The sequence below is a fragment of the Alteromonas sp. a30 genome (genome assembly GCF_026788005.1).
Classification (GTDB): domain Bacteria; phylum Pseudomonadota; class Gammaproteobacteria; order Enterobacterales; family Alteromonadaceae; genus Paraneptunicella.
The window spans coordinates 458,910-476,212 of the sequence record NZ_JABEPE010000001.1 but is presented as its reverse complement, the minus strand read 5'-3'; the positions used below and the strand labels follow the sequence as shown (position 1 = coordinate 476,212).

Here is a 17,303-nt window from a genome sequence, read left to right as displayed (position 1 = left end):
TTGACTTGGCTGGGTAAAGGGGAAATATGTATTTTCGTATAGTTTTAAAATATGAAAGTTCGTCAAAATGAATTAAGGATATAAAAGATTTAAAAATTGCCTTACGCTTTTTGCTACCGCGCGCTGTTACTGCTTATAAACAGCGCAAACGGCCACTCTCTCAATGGTAGAAAAAAATATTATTTTCCTTGTGCAATTAGCAAGGCCATATTGTTTTGCTCTTTACTCATAAAGTGAACAATAACATCTGCTGGTGGGAAGTGGCATGCCTTGGTCATCGCAATGAATTGATTGACGTTGGGCGTACCAACGTTTTTCTCCCAGTTTTCATATGTTTTTCGTGTTTTAACTCCCGCAGCTTCCGCCATTTCTACTGTCGTTAAACCTGCGATTAGACGCATAGAGCGTAGATCATTTCCTTTAATAAATCTCATTGTTGTATCCCCAATTCAAAATTTTATACATAACTTATAATCATTATTTTTAATGTAAAAAATTTACCAATGTAATTATGTTGAATTATTTTCTAGATATTTTCGGTTTAATGTTAACTAGGTTTTAATATTTGCACTTATGTTCAAATGATATTTGAGCAAAGTTCATATATATTGCGGAAGTAAATCTAAATAATTAAATTTGTATGGTCAACACAAATTTACGAAAAAACGTATAACGTAAGTCTGTTATTTCACTAGAGGGTAATAATTATGGACTTTGATATTGTGGCGATATTTAAAAGAATGTATCGCGCCTGTGGCGTTGAAAATGATAATCAACTAAGCAAATTTTTTAACGTTAAACCAAGCACTATACAAGGCTGGAAAGTTGCTAAAACTCCGCCATTAAAAGCATGTTATGAGATATACCAGCGAACAGGAGTAACGGTTGAATGGCTGGTTGACGGTACAGAACCCAAAACTGAGAAAGTTGCTGATATTCAATTTGGTAGCCGAGCGAGGGCAATCAATATGGATGAGGATGCATTTGCTCGCGCGTTCCAGGAAGAAGTGTTGTCGGGAATTCGTTTAGACTTCTTTAGTGCGAATGAAATGACCACAATGGCTAATATTGAACGCCTTGGGCGTCACTTATTTAGAGAGCTAAACAATGAACCTTTGATTCAGAAAAAGGTTGATAAAGAAGTAGAATGTGCTTAACAAAGTGCATTACAGGTGTACGTAAAATCGTATATATTCGCTATAAAGCGATGTAAGCAGAAGCGTATATTGCCATTTGGTACTTATGCAACTTGTACGTTATTTCTTCCTGCTTTTTTCGCTTTGTAAAGAGCCTCGTCAGCCTGTTTTAATGCTTTTTCAAAACTTATTTGTTTGTTTTTGAAAGCAACGCCAAAACTCATGGTAACAGTGACGGTTTGTTTATTGATTTTGGGTTTAGTATCTTGTGAATTCGCTTTAGGCTTGGCAATTGGCCTATCCGCTTGACGAATGGTCATTGGGTATTGGGCAATACTTTCCCGTAATGCATCGATGGTTTCAAATACTTGCTCTGGCTTTTTACCCGGAAAAACCAGAGTGAACTCTTCTCCACCATAGCGAAAAGCTTTCCCGCCCTTGCTTACGCGGTTGAGTTGTTGGGCAACCATACGCAGCACTTGGTCTCCCACATCATGCCCGTGTTTATCATTGAAGGATTTAAAATGGTCCACATCCGCCATAACCAACGTGTAATTGTTAAATAAAGATTGCGTAAAGTGCATTAATGCTCGACGCGATGCAATTCCGGTCAATTCGTCCTTAAAGGCCATTCTATGGCTATTTAACAGTACGACGGTTACAGCAATCAGAGCAAAAAGGTTGGCGGCAAAGGCTAATAATGACAATGAAAAGTTCATGTTCACCACAAACAAACACAGCATTGATGCGGCCAATAGGGAGTGGTTAAGCTGCGGGGTAATCAAGGTTCGGAGCATGGCTAATCCGAAAAATAGCGCGTATAGGCTGAATTCAAGTAAAGAGAAGTGTTGCGCTAAAGTGGGAAATAAAACGGCGAAATCGTTACTTCTGAGCTGGTAAGCAGGCAGTGAGGTCAACATTGCTGAGTTGAGTATCCAAGCAATGGCAGCGGCAACTATCACTATCATAGTGCTGGTCAGGATGAGACTAGAAAGTCTTAACCCTTTATCTTTTTGCCAGACAAGCAGGCTTGTAATACCTGAAAGTACCAGCATCAATGTGCTTGGTGAGAAAGGTTGCGTTAGAAGAGAAGGTGAATCGAGGCTTGCAAAAAGTAGTAACCAGAGTAAGCAAGCATAAAAATAGCGGCTTTGGTTAAATTGAGATGCGATAACGGCCGCAACGACCAGTAAAGGGTAAGGCAGCCAGCTTTTATCTTGTAACCAAAAAAGCGTTTCTGCTTGAAAGAATGAAACGACGGTAAAACCAAACGTGAGCGCGATTATTGGCAAGAGAGTGTTGTTGATTAACGTTGGCAAAAATTTCATCACTCGGCAACAGGATCCTTTTTGACTTTCAAAAATGAAAAAGCCAGCTTTGATGCCGGCTTTACACGTATTCGTTTTTGTTGATGTGTGTTCACTTAAAAACGGTATTGTGCCACCGCCAACAGTTGTTCTTGAGTAATATTGGGGTCCCATCCCCATTGCACCCGATTCGCTTGAAAGCGATCTGTGTAAATATACTCTAACCCTAGCTGGATATTGGGGGTCCAATCATACCTGTAGGAAGCCGTAATTGCGAAGCCATCACTATCATTTTGGTCGCTTGGATACTGGTCTTTATCGACAGTTTTGAAGTAGTCGTACCGTAAACTTACCCTGTGGGTATCTATTTTCTGGCTGAGTAAGCCATACCAAGATCGAAAATCGACATTGACTTTGTTGATGCCCATTGAGGTATTGCCATCCATGAACTGAGCGATAAATCGTAAATTACGGTTGATTAGGTATTGCCAAGACACACTGTGAAATAAGGTTTGCCATGCATACTGACCACCACGAGCAACAATATTTTCGTCCGCTTGATTGTTGTAGTAGTAATAACGCAATTTTGACTGGTGTTTGTAATTCCAGTGTGCGCCTAAATACACACCCCATTTACCATCGATTTCTCGAAATGGCTCAACACGCGAGGCTTGCAAGGGAACAAAGTTTTCTCGCTGAAGGGAAGGAAGCGCTGCAAAGTTAATTTTTTCGTTATAAAGCGCTTGTTTATCGTGGAAGCTCCAACCTCGCCAGCTAAGTAGTGTGCCTGTTGTGTCATTGCTTTTATATAGGGAACCAATTAATTCAAAGGTATGAGGACTTCGACGAACACGACCGGGTAGGGTTAATTTTGCCTCTCCACCTAAGGTTCGTAATTCTTCGCCAATCCAACTACTAATAGCTGAATTGGTGTAATTAAAAGGAGATTGCCAGCCTATATCAGGGTTTTCGAAACCAAATTGTGGGTAAAACATACCTGCACGGAATTGCCATCGATATCGGGCCGACCAAAGTGGGCGATAACGTAGATTAAGTTGGCTAAATTGAGTGAAAGTGTTGGGTATCCGGGTGTGATTAAGCACACCTTCTACCTCTAATGTTGACGTTATTCCGGTTGTAAACTGGATTAATGCCTGACTAATTTCTGGTGAGTCATGTTCGTCATCAAATTTAAACAATCCAGTACCATTCCCACCATAAAGAAAGCTTTTTTCATCATCCGTAATAAGTGCATACTGTCCTTGAATTAAACCTTTTATTTGGGTTTGCGCCTGAACGGGTAAAGTGAATGACGAAGCACAAGTGATTAGTACACCAATGTTTCTTAATAATACTGACATTACTTAATCACCATAGTGGCAAAGTGTTTCTTTTTTTGACCTTAAAATCAACCAAGTGACAGGACTGCTTTTGACAGTTTCTCGGGATCGTAATAAGGGGCGTATTTATCAGAGATTAAATCGCGCTTTATTACCTGAATGCCGAGTTTTCTCCATTTGGTTTCATTAACTGGACCATTATAATACTGTTTATTATGGTCAATTAATATATGAGTTAGCAAATTACTCGGTTTGTTTTCATATCCTTTATTTACAGATAGGTGTTTCCCTAAAAATCTTACAATTTTTTCAATGTTATCATTAGTAGAAAGCCCAAGACTTTCAGGATCTTTCCCCAAGTTTGGAATGTAAATTTTTGCATTAAGGTTATTATTAATAGCCTGAGAAACGCCATAGGGTAGGAAGTTGGCAACGATACTGCTGTAAAAACTGCCGGGTGGATAGCAAATCAAATCGGCATTTTCTATGAGCTTGCGGTTTATATCGGATATACAGCAATTCACCGGATGGTTGTTGTGTAGCTCTGCTGAAAGGTGGATTGAGCTAATAGGGCTGCGGATTGGTGAGGTCTCTTTTCCAGTAATTTTATGTTGACCAATTAAGGTTTCACCGTTTTCTAGTGATGCCACTAGATGAAAGTTTTCATTTACTGTGAGTCGTACTTTACCTCGGATAGACATTTTGTCAGATAACTCAAACAAGCATGGCTCTAATTGCTTATATGTTAAGTAACCACCCGCCAAAATTAAATTACCAATTGAGGCTCGACTAAAATTAAAATCGTTATTGATGCTTTTTACAAAAACACGCAAATAGTGTTGAATTATTTCCCTTAAAGGTTGTGAAATTTTACTGATATTTTTTACATGACCAATAATGAGGTTTTGCAAAACGTTGAGTGCATCTTTTTGTGAAATAGTCGAACTAAATCGGTGTGAAAAGAGGGCAATAATTTCGCAATAATCCTCTCTTTTTTTATCAACTAGCGCAATTAATCGTGCGCGTAAATCACCCAAAGCCGGGATGTTTAAATGTTTGCGTAATTCCGCTGTGCTGCCACCTGAATCGAAAGGCGTTAGTAAGTGAATTGAATTGTGTGTATGCTCAATGAGGGCCTGACATGTTTTATGCAGAGCCGAACCGCCGCTAAAAAATAAAACTTGTGGTCCATATTCAGGAGGAACGCAAACTTGATCAAGCTGGCTTGCTTGATTCGTTGAATCAATAGTTGAATATAAATGAGACAAAACGTTTTATTCTTTTTTATTTCTTTTGTTGAGTGGCGAGTTTTACTATATGTGTTTAAAACATATAGACTTGTTAAAACAGCTAACATATATCGGTTGTTGACCAATTATTCAAGTTTTCTAATGGAATAAAATGTACGAAAAGAAATAAAGAATTATTTTCGGATAAAAAAATACTTAAAATTAAGATATAGGGAAAAATAGCGACAGTGTTGAAAACAAGTCGCTATTTAAAGATTGGTTTATTTTTATGCGGTCGTTTGGCTTTTGGCCAGATACGCAAGCGATACTTTCGATTGCGGTTGACGTTGTAACGCCCCCATAATTTTGGCACTTACTTGTACTAGTTTGTCCAAGTCGATGCCAGTCTCAATGCCCATGCCATGCAGCATGTATACAACATCTTCGGTAGACACATTCCCAGACGCGCCCTTGGCATAAGGGCAGCCACCAAGCCCCGCTACTGAACTATCAATGACACTAATGCCATTTTGCAAGGCAACAAGAATGTTCGGAAGTGCTTGGCCGTAGGTGTCGTGGAAGTGAACCGCAAGCTTCTCCACTGGCACTTTAGCAATGACCGCATCCAACATTTGTTGAATTTTAACCGGTGTTCCTACGCCAATAGTGTCGCCTAATGAGATTTCGTAGCAGCCCATCTCAAATAAGATTTGGCTCACTTCGGCGACTTTTTCTGGGGCAATATCACCCTCATAAGGGCAGCCTACCACGCAAGATACATAGCCTCTTACGGGAATGTTGTGCGCTTTTGCTGCGTCCATAATAGGTTGGAAACGCTCGATACTTTCGGCAATGGAACAGTTTATGTTTTTTTGCGTGAAGCTTTCTGAGGCGGCACCAAAAATCGCCACTTCGCTAACCTTGGCGGCAAGTGCAGCTTCGAAACCTTTCATGTTTGGCGTTAGGGCGGTGTAGTGCACACCGCTTTTGCGCTCAATGCGTTTGAAGATTTCACCACTGTCCGCCATTTGCGGCACCCATTTGGGCGACACAAATGAGCCCGTTTCAATTTTTACTAATCCCGCTTCTGCTAAACCTGCTACCAGCTCGATTTTGTCTTCAATCTTGATCAATGTTTTTTCGTTTTGCAGGCCATCTCTTGGCCCCATTTCGAAAATGGTAGCGCGTTTGGGGTAGGCCATTGAAGTGTGATTCATGGCTTATTCCTCGCTCGCTTCAAAAGCTAAAAGCTCAGCGCCACCGTCGACTAAATCGCCTTCTTGGTAGAAGAACTCAGTGACTTTACCGGTGGCGGGCGCATTAAGTACGTGTTCCATTTTCATGGCTTCCATAATCATTAATGCTTGGCCTTTTTCAACGGTGTCCCCAACATCGGCTAGCAATTTCACTACCGTACCGTTCATGGGGGCGGTGAAACCGGCAGCGCCGTGATCTTCGTCTGTTAAGCCAAGGTCCGGCTTATGCTCAGCAAAATGCAGCGCGACTTTACTAGCATAAAGCGAGAAGCCAGTATCGTCTTGGGCGATGGTAATCGCTTGACGATGGCCGTTAGCGTTGAAGTTAAACACATCACCTTGGCGTTTTACGCTGATGTGTGATGTATGACCGTTATAATGCACAACAAAACTATGTTCTTGGGTGTGGTTGTTGGCTTCTTTTTGCTCAACTTCCACTTCATGAACATCACCACCCACATCAAGCGCAACATGCTGTTGATGGGTTTCGTTAGCGCGCCATGCATCGGTGGTTGCCCAAGGTGAGTAAGGGTCTTTATCGGCAATAACGCGCTGGTTGCTAGCACGCAGGTCGGCTTGTTTTTGCATTAACAGCACCACGGCCATCATTGGTACAAACTGCTCAACATTGGCGCTGTGTTCAACGAACAAAATGTCGTTATGTTTTTCGATAAAGCTCGTGTCTAATTCGGCATTTTGGAAGGGAGCAGACTTCGCAAGGTTGTACAAAAACGGAATGTTGTTGACCAAACCTTTAATGCGATATTCGCTCAGGGCTTTGGTTAAACGAGCGAGCGCCTTGTCGCGGCTTTCGTCCCATACAATCAGTTTGGCAATCATTGGGTCGTAGTAAACCGATACATCATCGCCTTGCAATACACCGGTATCTACCCGCACATAGCGGTTTTCCAGTGGCGGTTGCAAGTAGGTGAGATTGCCGGTTGCTGGTAAGAACTCGTTGTTGGGGTCTTCCGCATAAACGCGGGCCTCAAAAGCATGACCGTTAATACGCAGTTCGCTTTGTTGTTTCGGTAATGGCTCTCCGTTGGCAACGCGGAGTTGCCATTCAACCAAGTCTTGGCCCGAAATAAGTTCCGTGACGGGATGTTCAACCTGCAAACGCGTGTTCATTTCCATGAAATAGAATGAACCATCGGAATCTAATAAAAATTCCACGGTTCCTGCGCCTACATAGTCAATGGCTTTGGCAGCTTTTAACGCGGCTTCACCCATTTGCTGGCGCAAGGACTCTGTCATGCCCGGCGCAGGCGCTTCTTCAATGACTTTTTGGTGGCGACGTTGCACAGAACAATCGCGTTCAAATAAGTACACGCCGTTGCCGGATTTGTCGCAGAACACTTGAATTTCAACGTGACGCGGTTGTGTGAGATATTTCTCCACTAACATATGGTCGTCGCTGAAGCTATTCATGGATTCGCGCTTCGCGGCAGCCAGAGCTGCATCGAATTCTGATTCCGACCACACCTGACGCATCCCTTTGCCGCCGCCACCCGCGGCCGCTTTTAAGAGCACAGGGTAGCCCATATCATCGGCGGCTTTTTTGATGACTTCTGGTGATTGGTCGTCGCCATGATAGCCCGGCACTAATGGTACATTGGCCTCTTCCATAATGCGTTTTGCCGCAGATTTGCTGCCCATGGCTTCAATAGCGCCAACCGGTGGGCCAACAAACTCAATGTTGTTTTGTTCACACAAGCGGCAAAAATCAGCGTTTTCAGACAAGAAACCGTAACCCGGATGAATCGCATCCACACCAAGCTCCTTGGCGATCTCGATAATTTTTTCGCCTTGTAGATAGCTGTCTTTTGCTGGTGATGGGCCAATATGCACAGCTTCATCGGCAGATTGAACATGTAGGGCGTGAGCATCGGCGTCTGAGTATACGGCTACCGTGCTAATTCCCATTTGCTTTGCAGTACGAATGACGCGACATGCAATTTCGCCACGGTTGGCGATTAAGAGTTTTTTAAACATGGTTAGTCCTTCTGCCAGTTAGGGGCACGTTTTTCTAAGAAGGCATGTAAACCTTCCTGACCTTCTTGTGAGACACGAATGTTGGCGATGCATTGGCTGGTTTCTTGCGCGATGGTTTTGTCCATCGGGCGATTAGCCACGTCAAAAATCAGTTGTTTGGCAGCACCTACGGCCACCGGGCCATTTTTCAAAATTTTGCCAACGAGGTCTTCAATTTTGCCATCTAGCTCTTCTTCGGTTACTGACTCGCTTAACAAACCCATTTCGTAGGCTTGCTGTGAAGAAAAGACTTCGGCGGTGGTGAAGTAACGGCGAGACAAACGCGCGCCAATAGCGTCAATAACATAAGGGCTGATGGTGGCTGGGACTAAGCCTAATTTCACTTCACTTAAGCAGAATTTGCTAAGCTTGCTACCAATCGCCATGTCGCAACAAGCAACCAAACCAACGGCACCACCAAATGCGGCACCTTGCACCCTCGCGATAGTGGGTTTTGGCATGAAGTTAAGCTTCCAAAGCATGTCTGCAAGGGCGTTGGCATCGGCGAGGTTTTCCTCGAAGCCGTATTCTGCCATGCGCTGCATCCAGCTTAGGTCGGCACCGGCACAAAAGCTTTTGCCTTCAGATGCCAAGATCATCACACGGATGCTGTCATCCGCAGCCACTTTATCAAACGTGCTAGAAAGCTCAGCAATTAACGCATCGTCAAAGGCATTGTGCTTTTCTGGACGGTTTAGGGTAACGGTGGCAACGCCTCTATTATCAACCGAGAATAAAACAGATTCAGACATGTTGAACTCCTACATTCTGAAGACGCCGAAGCGTGTTTCTTCAATGGGGTTATTTAGCGCAGCGGATAAGCTTAAACCTAATACATGGCGCGTGTCGGCGGGGTCGATAACGCCATCGTCCCATAAACGCGCAGAAGCGTAATAGGGATGACCTTGTTCTTCGTAGGTGTCGATAATCGGCTGCTTAAAGCTCTGTTCTTCTTCTGTGGACCATTCTTCACCTGCGCGCTCTTTTTGGTCGCGTTTTACCGTGGCAAGTACGCCAGCAGCTTGTTCACCGCCCATTACGGAGATGCGAGAGTTAGGCCACATAAACATGAAGCGTGGGTCATAAGCGCGACCACACATGCCGTAGTTACCGGCACCAAAACTACCGCCAATCAGCACGGTAAACTTAGGTACTTTGGCACAAGCAACGGCTGTGACCATTTTCGCGCCGTTTTTGGCAATGCCGCCGGATTCGTATTGTTTACCCACCATGAAACCAGTGATGTTTTGCAAGAATACCAACGGAATTTTACGTTGGGCACAAAGCTCAATGAAGTGTGCGCCTTTTAATGCTGACTCGGAGAAGAGTATGCCGTTGTTGGCCACAATCCCGACCGGATAACCCATAATGCGGGCAAAACCGCACACCAACGTTGTCCCGTACAGTGATTTAAATTCGTCAAATTCGGAACCGTCGACAATACGTGCGATAACTTCTCGTACATCGTATTGTTTGCGGGTATCTTTGGGGATCACGCCGTAAATGCTTTTCGGATCATAAAGCGGTTCTTGAGGAGCACGAATATCAATACTGGGCTGTTTAGTGCGGTTTAATCTTGCTACAGCATCACGAGCCAGTTGTAGCGCGTGATGATCGTTATTAGCAAGGTGATCTACCACTCCAGAAGTTCGGCAATGTACATCGCCGCCCCCCAAGTCTTCGGCACTGACGACTTCACCGGTTGCCGCTTTGACTAAAGGTGGTCCACCAAGAAAAATGGTGCCTTGGTTTTTTACGATAATGGATTCGTCTGCCATTGCCGGCACATAAGCGCCTCCGGCCGTACAAGAGCCCATTACCACGGCGATTTGTGGGATATTCTGACCCGACAAATTCGCCTGATTAAAGAAGATGCGTCCGAAATGTTCGCGATCAGGGAATACATCGTCTTGGCGCGGTAAGTTGGCGCCGCCTGAATCAACTAAATAAATACATGGCAGATTATTTTGTTCTGCAATGGTTTGCGCGCGTAAATGCTTTTTAACCGTGAGCGGATAATATGTACCACCTTTTACCGTGGCATCGTTGGCAACGATAACGCATTCTTGACCGGAAACGCGCCCAATGCCGCAAATAATGCCGGCGGCAGGTACGTAGTCCTCATACACTTCCCATGCGGCGAGTTGTGAAAACTCAAGGAAGGGTGAACCCGGATCAAGCAGGGCGTTAATACGTTCGCGAGGAAGTAGTTTTCCGCGATCGGTATGGCGTTTATTGGACTTCTCGCCGCCACCGAGTTTGATTTGAGCGATTTTATCGCGCAGGTCGTTAACTTGCGCCAACATATGTTGTTGGTTTTCCGCAAATTCTTGAGACTTGTCGTTAATTTTGCTTTTTATTTGTGGCACATGACTCTCCAGTGCAACAGGTTATTCAAGGGGCTAATTTAAGAAACTAACTCAAGAGATTAATTCAAGAGATTAGCAATTAGCTTGGCTAAATCTAAGTTGGCAATGCAAAGGGGATAGAGAAGAAAAAATGAAAAGAAAGAAAACCGTCCGAGGCATGGATGCCGAGGTCGAGCGTTCATGGATGAACTTGTAGCGTGTTTTCGTTTTTCATCTTTTGTTCAAGCTATCACCAAGCACGCTGCTTATCTAGTTAACCTAACTTGTTAGCTTAGCTCGCTAGCTTAATTTGTTAGCTTATCTAGCTAACCTATTTTGTTAGCTTAGTTCGCTAGCTTAATTTGTTAGCTTAGTTCGCTAGCTTAATTTGTTAGCTTATCTAGCTAACCTATTTTGTTAGCTTAGCTAGCTTATTTGGTTAACCTAAACAACGGTGTTTCATTGTCAGTCACCCCATAGAGACTTATCGCAAACTCGCCGTAAATACCTCCATGTAGGCGCTCATATAACTTCTGTGGCCGCGTCCTTGCGGCTGAGGACTTGCTCCTAATTCTCTACAGGTAACTGATAGTTTGAAACCGGTCTGTAGATGAGCAGCGTTTATTCAAATTACTCAGACTCTTTAAACAATTCGCGGCCAATCAACATACGACGAATTTCCGAGGTGCCTGCGCCAATCTCATACAGCTTCGCATCGCGCAGCAAACGGCCCGCAGGGAATTCGTTGATATAACCATTGCCGCCTAAAAGCTGAATAGCATCAAGTGCCATTTTGGTCGCTAACTCGGCAGAATAGAGGATCACAGCAGCCGCATCTTTACGTGTGGTTTCACCTCGGTCACACGCTTTGGCAACAGTGTAAACATAAGCGCGTGCCGCATTCATCTGCGTGTACATGTCAGCAACCTTGCCTTGAACTAGCTGGAATTCTCCAATGGATTGACCAAATTGTTTGCGGTCATGGATGTAAGGCACAACCAAATCCATACACGACTGCATAATGCCTAAGGGGCCGCCTGACAACACTAAACGTTCGTAATCCAAGCCGCTCATAAGGACGCGAACACCGCCGCCTAATTCACCCAGAATGTTTTCTTCTGGCACTTCGCAGTTGTCGAAAACCAACTCACAAGTGTTAGATGAACGCATACCTAGTTTGTCGAGCTTTTGTGCACGACTAAAACCTGGGAAGTCGCGCTCAACGATGAAGGCGGTGATGCCACGAGAGCCCGCATTAACATCGGTTTTGGCATAAATCACATAAGTGTGAGCGTCTGGACCATTAGTGATCCACATTTTGTTGCCGTTTAGTATGTAACGATCGCCCTTTTTCTCGGCGCGCAATTTCATGCTTACTACGTCTGAACCCGCGTTTGGTTCACTCATGGCTAATGCGCCAACATGTTCACCAGAAACCAATTTGGGGAGATACTTAGCTTTTTGCTCTGCTGAACCATTTTTGAAGATTTGGTTTACGCATAAGTTAGAGTGTGCACCGTAGCTTAGGCCAATGCCCGCAGAGGCGCGGCTGACTTCTTCCATCGCCACAACGTGCGCGAGATAACCCATGTCTACGCCGCCATATTCTTCAGAGACCGTCACGCCTAATAACCCCATTTCGCCCAGTTTTGACCAGAGTTCGTTAGGGAAGTAGTTTTCGGCATCGGTCTTTTCTGCAAGTGGGGCAATCTCACCTTGCGAAAAGGCATATACTTGATCGCGTAACATGTCGATTTCTTCGCCTAAGCCGAAGTTTAAAGTAGGGTAGGGTGCGTTCATTCTTCTGAGCCTCCATCAAGTTCAGCTAGTTCTTCTCGACAACGGAATTCCACATCATCAAGTTCACTCATTAACATTTTAATATCGTCCATTTGTTGCAACATAATGGCGCGTTTTTCTTCCGTCATGCGCAACATTGCTTCCAACTGCGCTTTCGAGTTGGAACTATCGTCGTACAGTTCAAATAGGGTTTTGACTTCGGAAAGGGAAAACCCGAGGCGTTTGCCTCGTAATATTAGTTTTAGCCTGACACGGTCCTTCTTTTTATAGACACGGTTTTGACCATTTCGCTCAGGCGCAAGTAAGCCTTGCTCCTCATAAAAGCGGATTGATCTTGGGGTGATGTCAAATTCTCTGGACAGCTCCCCGATAGAATATATCCTTTCCGTCATTGCCTTAACTTTACGTTTACGTAACTATTGGTTTACGTAAAGGTAAAGTATGCTGCTCGAGTCGTCAATATTGAAATGACTTAGTCGCTTTGGGTTGATATTTTCTGCGTTCAAAATCTTGTACGTTAGACAAGGTGTACGAAAGCACTATTGAAACGCAAAGTCAGGACAGACAGGATACACACCATTTTTTAGCTTATAACTCAGATGAGGACAAACACCCATGAGTAACGAGAATATTGTTATTGTTGCAGGTAAAAGAACAGCAATGGGCGCGATGATGGGATCGTTGTCTGCGCTTTCTGCAACAGATTTAGGTGCAGAGGCGATTAAAGCAACAGTTGCTGATGCGGGCATTGATGCAAATGTAATTGATGAAGTGATCATGGGGTGTGTGCTACCCGCTGGTTTAGGTCAGTCACCTGCACGTCAAGCATCATTAAAAGCGGGTTTGCCTTTATCTGCGGGCGTTACCACGATCAATAAAGTGTGTGGTTCTGGTATGAAAGCCACCATGATGGCCCACGATTTAGTGAAAGCGGGTTCTGCGGAGGTCGTGGTTGCCGGTGGTATGGAAAGTATGACCAATGCGCCTTATTTGTTGCCAAAAGCGCGTGGTGGATACCGTTTTGGTCATGCTCAAATGCTTGATCATATGGCGTTTGATGGGCTAGAAAATGCTTACGACGGTCAAGCGATGGGCTGTTTCGCGCAGAACACTGCGGACAGTGAAGGTATGACTCGTGAAAAAATGGATGAGTATGCCTTGAACACGCTGACACGAGCGAAAGCGGCCATTGAAAACGGCCTGTTCACCGATGAAATTACGCCTGTGACGATAAAAGGCCGTAAAGGTGATGTAGAAGTGGTTGTTGATGAATTACCGGGCAAAGCGATGCCTGAAAAAATTCCAACACTACGTCCTGCTTTTGCAAAAGATGGAACAGTAACCGCCGCAAACTCAAGTGCTATTTCCGATGGCGCAGCAGCATTATTGGTAATGACAGAATCCAAAGCGAAAGAACTGGGTTTACAGCCATTAGCGCGCATTGTGGCGCACGCAACTAACTCTATTGAACCTGAAAACTTCACTGTTGCTCCTGTTGAAGCGATTCGTAAAGTATTAAGCAAAGCGGGCTGGACGGTAGACGATGTTGATTTGTTTGAAATTAACGAAGCCTTTGCCATGGTGACTATGATGGCAATTAAACATCTTGAACTTGACCGTGAGAAAGTAAACGTTCACGGCGGTGCCTGTGCATTGGGTCATCCTATTGGCGCTTCGGGTGCGCGTATTTTGGTAACACTGTTGAATGCACTTAAGCAACGTAACGTGAAAAAAGGTGTCGCATCACTGTGTATTGGTGGTGGTGAAGGCACCGCAATGGCGGTGGAATTACTGTAATTCTGACAGTCACCTGTAGAGCTTATTGTTTAGCTCTTTGCGTTTAATTAAGCTGGCTTTGTGCCAGCTTTTTCTTTTTCTGCTCCGGCAGAATTTGTTCCAAAATTAATGCATCAAATTGCTTGATCAGATCTTCGGGTGAATCATCCCAATTATTGGTGGTTTTAAAAATAAACACATCCAAAGTTGGGTAATAAGTAAACTCACTTAGGTTATAGCCATTCGAACCAGAGTGGGAAATTCGCTCATTGCCGTGCTCATCCCTATCAATTGACCAACCGTAGCCGTAGTGGCTTGTAAGCTTCTCTGTGTTTTTATTTTGCTCTGCAATGTAAGGTGTGAAGAGTTTGTCCCAAGACGCTTTTTGTAAAATATTTTCGGGACGAGTGCGCAAGGTTTGATACCAGCGCAACATATCGTAAGTGGTTGAAAGAAATCCGCCGGCACCATGAATGTACCAGCGAGGGCCGGGATCGCGATGATGATGCTGCAACGAATGTCCCACCGACTGGCTATCGGCGGTGAGCATAAATAAACGCTGCAACCAATTCGGGTCACGACCATAGTTGATAACCAGCCGAGCTGGTTCACGCTCAACGAGTTGATAGCCGGTTTCGCTTAAACCCGCTGGGTAAAGTATGTTTTTTAAAACATATTCTTCTTGATTTTGCCCTGTGACACTTTCAATGATACTGGCTAGCAAATTGTAGCCTACGTTGGAGTAGTGATATTCCGTTCCCGGTGCTGCAATAAGCTCAGCCGACATCACTTCCTGCAAGAAGGCGTGCTTATCCACTTTTTGATACAAACCAAAGCCTTGAGGCAAACCCGAACTATGCGTTAACAAATGATGCAAAGTGATGTTTTGTTTATCGACAGGCACATTTTTGAAGAATCGGGTGATAGGCTCTTGCACCGACAGTTTTCCTGCCTCGGAAAGCTGCATAATGGCGGTTGCGGTAAATTGTTTGGTAATGGAGCCAATGTCGAAAATGCTTTCCTGAGAAAATGGAATGTTTTCTTCTCGATTAGCTAAGCCGAACTTGTATTGAAATAAGGCTTCGCCTTTATGTGCAACCAAAACTAAGCCCGAAAATGCACTGGCTTCTACCGCTGTTTGCCATTGCTTGATGTTTTGAGGGGAGGTCTGTAGTGCATTGGACTCTTGAGATTGTGCGAATAAAGCGGTTAAGAAAAATAGGCTAATCAGAAAAGTTGGTATTTTCATAAGTCCTGCATTTTTGCTATTCGATGCTGCATTAAAAGACGGACAAGCACTCTAAAATAACTTATGGGTTTCGCCAAATTTTATTTGTTTTTCGCTTAAATTTGAATGTTCAAGGCACAATCTAAAAAGGCGAGTTGAGGTGCATTGATATCGTTTTCGACATAGGTTACAGCGCCTTTGTATTGAAGGGTTAAGTCTCCCGAGTTAATAGCATACACATCACGCAAGTTGAGTGTGGCCTTCCAGCTTGCTTTAGTTGCGAGTATTTTGAAGTCAGCGACATTGGGAGAGCCGCGTTTCATCATAGGGCCTTGATATTCGACTTTTTCCTTATTTAAAGAAACGTCCAAAAAACGGTTAAACCAACCTTCCCACGCTGTACCCCACGGTAAAACCTTAAGTGTCTTATCCGTGTTATTGGTTAAGGTGAATTCGATGTTGAGGGCATTTGCAGATGCAGTGACTAATTGCATGTTGCAGCCAAGTGGAGGTGTTTGGGTCATGGAGTTTGCACAGCCATTGCTGATAAACAGGAAAAGCGCAAAGCTTAGCACTTTGCGCTTCTGAGTATTCAGCTTTTTATTCAAGCGGAACACTTAGCAGACCTTAGTTTTGGTAAGGTGTGTTTTCTGCGAAGTATTCATGGCTGTCTGCGTTTTGAATAGCGCTGTATGGTGAACTATTCGCAAGGCTCTTCGCACCGGATTGACCATAAGCAATGTCGTCCGTGCCAGCAACGATGTTGAAGTGGCTAAGCTCATGAATAATCGTACCTGCTTTTGAGTCTGTGCCTGTTAACGGCGCATTCCAAAAAGCGTTACAGAAGTACACTTTATAAGGTTGTGAAGGGTAAACATACGCGAAATAGCTTTGGTTGCAGCTACAATCGAAAGTCATGCCTTTTGTATCGATGGCATTTTTGATTGCGTTGAAGTTATTTCTAACCGTGTTCCAGCGGCTGCTAGAATAATTGCCAAACCATGTATCGTAACGCGCATTATAACGGTTACCAAATTCGTTGCCTAAATAGCTAACAGAGTTGTTGGCAATGCTGCTGGCTGCTTGTAAAGCAGAAGAAAGCGTGTTTTTCTCTGTGTTTGAACAGCTACCAGTGTAACTAATTCCCTGAATTTGCGTGGTAATATCGCTGGCCGCTGTTCTGTCATCGAAGCTTTCGCCACGGCCTTCTACCCACACGTTAACGGGCTTAGAAACAAGGCGGCTTTTCATTGTTTGATTGTTGCTATCTTGTACCAATGATGCGTAGTTAACTGCGTATTGAATGTTGTAGTTACCCGTTACGCTTAAGTCATACAAACCCGTTAATTCTACTTCGTAAGAAACACTCTCATTCGGCTGAATCTCAATGTAGTCCTCACTTTGAGGTGCTGCGCGCTTAGCATGTGCACCAAAGTACATTTGCTTGTAACCGTCCTTTTTCACTTTGAACAAGGCTTCCTTGGTGTCTTGCGTTGGAATGTACCAACTCAACAGCTTAAGCGGTTCGCTTTCCGTGTTGGTAAAAGTAACGCTAATAGTTAAGTCTTCTTTAGCTGTAATGCTTTGAGATGCGGTGCTAAGGTCGACTTCAATACCTTTTGCTAATGCTACGTTAGCGATGAGTAGCGATGCTGCGAGAGTTGTTAATTTAATTGTTTTCATTTTTAGTCACTTCCGAGTTAAGGAGACTAATTATTAGAATTAATTATTTATGTAGGCAAGTAAAACGCTCTTTATATAAATGTGAAATGGTAGGTAAATTTATCCATATGTGGAATTATATGTCTTTTTTATAGTTATTAAGGGGTTGCCTAACAGGAGGCTAAAA

General features: G+C 43.9%; 15 protein-coding genes. 2 read left to right on the top strand and 13 right to left on the bottom strand.

Annotated features, from left to right (window positions below):
- Positions 1-179 precede the first annotated feature (179 nt).
- Positions 180-434: a helix-turn-helix transcriptional regulator gene (locus HJG39_RS01975; protein WP_268406171.1), complete on the bottom strand. Its 255-nt coding sequence runs from the start codon at positions 432-434 to the stop codon at positions 180-182.
- 273 nt (positions 435-707) lie between these two features.
- Here HJG39_RS01975 and HJG39_RS01970 point away from each other — a divergent pair, with 273 nt between their 5' ends.
- The gene (locus HJG39_RS01970) at positions 708-1,157 is read left to right on the top strand and encodes a helix-turn-helix domain-containing protein (protein ID WP_268406169.1); all 450 of its coding nucleotides are present in this window, start codon (positions 708-710) and stop codon (positions 1,155-1,157) included.
- Positions 1,158-1,240: 83 nt separating this feature from the next.
- Here the strand turns inward: HJG39_RS01970 and HJG39_RS01965 are convergent, their stop codons facing one another.
- From HJG39_RS01965 to HJG39_RS01925, 9 genes are all read right to left on the bottom strand, one after another.
- Positions 1,241-2,464: a GGDEF domain-containing protein gene (locus tag HJG39_RS01965; RefSeq protein WP_268406273.1), complete on the bottom strand. Its 1,224-nt coding sequence runs from the start codon at positions 2,462-2,464 to the stop codon at positions 1,241-1,243.
- A 95-nt stretch (positions 2,465-2,559) separates the two neighbouring features.
- Positions 2,560-3,804, bottom strand: a complete 1,245-nt coding sequence (locus HJG39_RS01960) for a hypothetical protein (RefSeq protein WP_268406167.1) — start codon at positions 3,802-3,804, stop codon at positions 2,560-2,562.
- Positions 3,805-3,851: 47 nt separating this feature from the next.
- Positions 3,852-5,051 (bottom strand): GAK system CofD-like protein, encoded by a 1,200-nt coding sequence (locus HJG39_RS01955; protein WP_268406165.1) that lies wholly within the window; start codon positions 5,049-5,051, stop codon positions 3,852-3,854.
- A gap of 248 nt (positions 5,052-5,299) precedes the next feature.
- Positions 5,300-6,229, bottom strand: coding sequence for a hydroxymethylglutaryl-CoA lyase (locus HJG39_RS01950; protein ID WP_326849233.1), 930 nt, complete (start codon positions 6,227-6,229; stop codon positions 5,300-5,302).
- A gap of 3 nt (positions 6,230-6,232) precedes the next feature.
- Positions 6,233-8,263, bottom strand: a complete 2,031-nt coding sequence (locus HJG39_RS01945; protein ID WP_268406163.1) for an acetyl/propionyl/methylcrotonyl-CoA carboxylase subunit alpha — start codon at positions 8,261-8,263, stop codon at positions 6,233-6,235.
- Between the two features lie 2 nt (positions 8,264-8,265).
- Positions 8,266-9,054: an enoyl-CoA hydratase/isomerase family protein gene (locus HJG39_RS01940; protein ID WP_268406160.1), complete on the bottom strand. Its 789-nt coding sequence runs from the start codon at positions 9,052-9,054 to the stop codon at positions 8,266-8,268.
- Between the two features lie 9 nt (positions 9,055-9,063).
- Positions 9,064-10,671 carry a carboxyl transferase domain-containing protein gene (locus HJG39_RS01935; protein ID WP_268406157.1) on the bottom strand — a complete coding sequence of 536 codons (1,608 nt, stop codon included), beginning with the start codon at positions 10,669-10,671 and terminating at the stop codon, positions 9,064-9,066.
- Between the two features lie 609 nt (positions 10,672-11,280).
- On the bottom strand, positions 11,281-12,450 hold the full coding sequence (locus HJG39_RS01930) for an isovaleryl-CoA dehydrogenase (protein ID WP_268406155.1): 1,170 nt from the start codon (positions 12,448-12,450) through the stop codon (positions 11,281-11,283).
- Positions 12,447-12,842, bottom strand: a complete 396-nt coding sequence (locus HJG39_RS01925; protein ID WP_268406153.1) for a MerR family transcriptional regulator — start codon at positions 12,840-12,842, stop codon at positions 12,447-12,449. Before HJG39_RS01925 ends, HJG39_RS01930 begins: the two co-directional genes overlap by 4 nt.
- A gap of 223 nt (positions 12,843-13,065) precedes the next feature.
- On the opposite strand from HJG39_RS01925, the gene HJG39_RS01920 reads away from it, so the two are divergent.
- Complete coding sequence (locus tag HJG39_RS01920) at positions 13,066-14,247, top strand: thiolase family protein (RefSeq protein WP_268406151.1); 1,182 nt, start codon at positions 13,066-13,068, stop codon at positions 14,245-14,247.
- A 43-nt stretch (positions 14,248-14,290) separates the two neighbouring features.
- Here the strand turns inward: HJG39_RS01920 and HJG39_RS01915 are convergent, their stop codons facing one another.
- From HJG39_RS01915 to HJG39_RS01905, 3 genes are all read right to left on the bottom strand, one after another.
- Positions 14,291-15,475, bottom strand: a complete 1,185-nt coding sequence (locus tag HJG39_RS01915; RefSeq protein ID WP_268406150.1) for a serine hydrolase domain-containing protein — start codon at positions 15,473-15,475, stop codon at positions 14,291-14,293.
- Between the two features lie 95 nt (positions 15,476-15,570).
- Positions 15,571-16,062: a hypothetical protein gene (locus HJG39_RS01910; protein ID WP_268406148.1), complete on the bottom strand. Its 492-nt coding sequence runs from the start codon at positions 16,060-16,062 to the stop codon at positions 15,571-15,573.
- Positions 16,063-16,081: 19 nt separating this feature from the next.
- Positions 16,082-17,137, bottom strand: a complete 1,056-nt coding sequence (locus HJG39_RS01905; protein ID WP_268406146.1) for a M35 family metallo-endopeptidase — start codon at positions 17,135-17,137, stop codon at positions 16,082-16,084.
- Positions 17,138-17,303: the final 166 nt, after the last annotated feature.